We start from the raw sequence: 1,977 nt of genomic DNA on the forward strand, positions 1-1,977 counted from the left end.
GCCGGATGGGCGTCATAGGCGTCGTAGACGCTCTGATCGGCGAACACCATCGGGAACTGGTGGGTGAGGTCGCTCTTCGCGCTCACCTGACGGCGGATCGTGAAGTCCTGACACCGGGGATCGACGTGAGCACCGCGTGGCCGGTCGCCAGGAACTCCTGTTCCTCGGCGGAACCGGCCGGATGGATCGGACGGAAGACGACGGTGTCCTGGAGGTGACCGCGACTGCGGGTCACCCGTTCTGGGTGCCCGACATCGAGGAGTGGGTGGACGCGGGAGAGTTGCGTCCGGGGATGTGGGTGCAGACCTCGTCTGGTACGTGGGTGCAGGTCACCGCTGGCACGTTCGCTACCAAGCCTGGGATGATGGAAGGCAAGTGGTTTGCGACTACCAGAGAGAACGCAGAACAGTGGGGCGCGATGCTCAACGCCGGCCGAGGCCTAACTGTGGAAACTCGGGTCCCGCGATCAGTTGTTAACCAACTCCATTTCACAGGCGGCAATCTCGATGGTGTCGGCCCCGGATGGTATGCCGACAGCAGCCTATTGTCGTTGATCAATCAACACATGGATGGAATTCGAGTGTGGCCATGATCGAGAGCATCGAATCACCAGTCGCGAGTGCGGTCGTGAGGTGGCGTTCCCCCGAAGGTGGGGGGCGGAAATCCGGTCCTCCTTCGGCGCCCGTGTATGCGGCAAATTGCAGTTTCCCGGATGCACTGCCGGAAAACTCGGCAGAATCAGGTGCCGGAAGCATTTACAGCATATTCATTCAGAAAGTTCACGACTTGCCGGACGGACAGTGGCTTTGCAATCTTGATTTCATCGCGAAAGCGCTGGTGGCGAAGTACCTGCTTCCCGGATCACCGATGCTCGTGATGGAGGGACCCGTCGACGTCGTTGGTGACGCGGTCGTAGTCGAGGTGTTCTCCGATCGGGAGCGAAGAACTCCCTGAATCTGGATCAAAGCAGGGACGTCGTCTGCGCGTCCGGTGGTCGCCACGATCACCGGTGTCGGGGTGAAGGACCTCGTAACTGTGTCGGTGACCGACGCATCAGGTCGGTCAAATCAGGTCACCGTGATCGAACACGATCACCGTGAGCAGACCGTCCACAACCTCACGATCGCACCACCCACACGTACAGCGTCTACGCTGGCACCGACGACGCCATCCTCGCCCACAACTGCGGCACAGGCGCGGCGGCCGCAAAGCCAGCAACCGAAAGTGAGCCGTTTGCCATGGGGATCTCGGATCATCTCGATGACTTCGCTAGCCATCATGGTGCGAGCACCTGGAAGAACCTGCCTGATCCGGTGAATTGGAAGCCGGGCGTCCTCGACAAGCTGTCCGATCCGAATCAGCGCGTCTTGTTCAACCTCGACGGCGTTGATGTGTGGCCCGGGGTCACACGCGCGGCCTCCGGACGTGGCGGGGCGACGGACTGGGAGTTGTTCCAGATCAGAGGGGGAAGTTTCCCCAATCTCGAGTTCTGGCGGGGCGGCGTTCGTGTGGGGAATCCATTCGAATGATCGCCAGCTACCCCGACCGTCGATTCCAACTCTGGGAGTATAGAGTCGGCCACGGCTCGCTGCTCATCAGGAGTCCGAAGGGTCCAGAAGCTGATCTCAACGTCGACCTGATCTTCGTTGGGGTCGCCTATCTCGCGGTTCCACGTACATTGAAGGGCTTGGCCGTCGACCACGGAACAGCGGAAGACGTCGCGGCGGTCAGTGCTGCATTTGGTGAGGTCGCCTCGGACCATGTCTTTGCGCTGCTTTCGCAGGGGCGCCGGCATCCGATCGTTGCCGTTGCTTGCCAGATCAGCGAAAACGGCGAGGACATCTTCGACAGCCCCTTCTGATCTGGTTCCTCAAGTTTCATTGGAGAATGGCGCACGCACATGGCTCGAACGAATGATCCTCAGTCCACGAAGTCGTACTCCTGGAACTCGGCGACCTCGGGCAGCCACCGCTCCGC

At 60.8% G+C, this 1,977-nt stretch carries 4 protein-coding genes; all 4 read left to right on the plus strand.

The genetic code is table 11. The annotated features are described in order from the left end of the window. Nucleotides 1–136: 136 nt before the first annotated feature. Entirely contained in the window at nucleotides 137–592 is a 456-nt protein-coding gene (locus DW298_RS00045) for a hypothetical protein (RefSeq protein ID WP_136040465.1), read from the plus strand. Continuing rightward, complete coding sequence (locus DW298_RS00050; RefSeq protein ID WP_136040466.1) at nucleotides 589–954, plus strand: hypothetical protein; 366 nt, start codon at nucleotides 589–591, stop codon at nucleotides 952–954. Before DW298_RS00045 ends, DW298_RS00050 begins: the two co-directional genes overlap by 4 nt. A gap of 284 nt (nucleotides 955–1,238) precedes the next feature. Further along, nucleotides 1,239–1,529, plus strand: a complete 291-nt coding sequence (locus tag DW298_RS00055) for a hypothetical protein (protein WP_136040467.1) — start codon at nucleotides 1,239–1,241, stop codon at nucleotides 1,527–1,529. Beyond that, entirely contained in the window at nucleotides 1,526–1,861 is a 336-nt protein-coding gene (locus DW298_RS00060) for a hypothetical protein (protein WP_136040468.1), read from the plus strand. Before DW298_RS00055 ends, DW298_RS00060 begins: the two co-directional genes overlap by 4 nt. Nucleotides 1,862–1,977 lie beyond the last annotated feature (116 nt).

It is taken from the genome of Microbacterium sp. A20 (assembly GCF_004794515.1).
Taxonomy (GTDB): domain Bacteria; phylum Actinomycetota; class Actinomycetes; order Actinomycetales; family Microbacteriaceae; genus Microbacterium.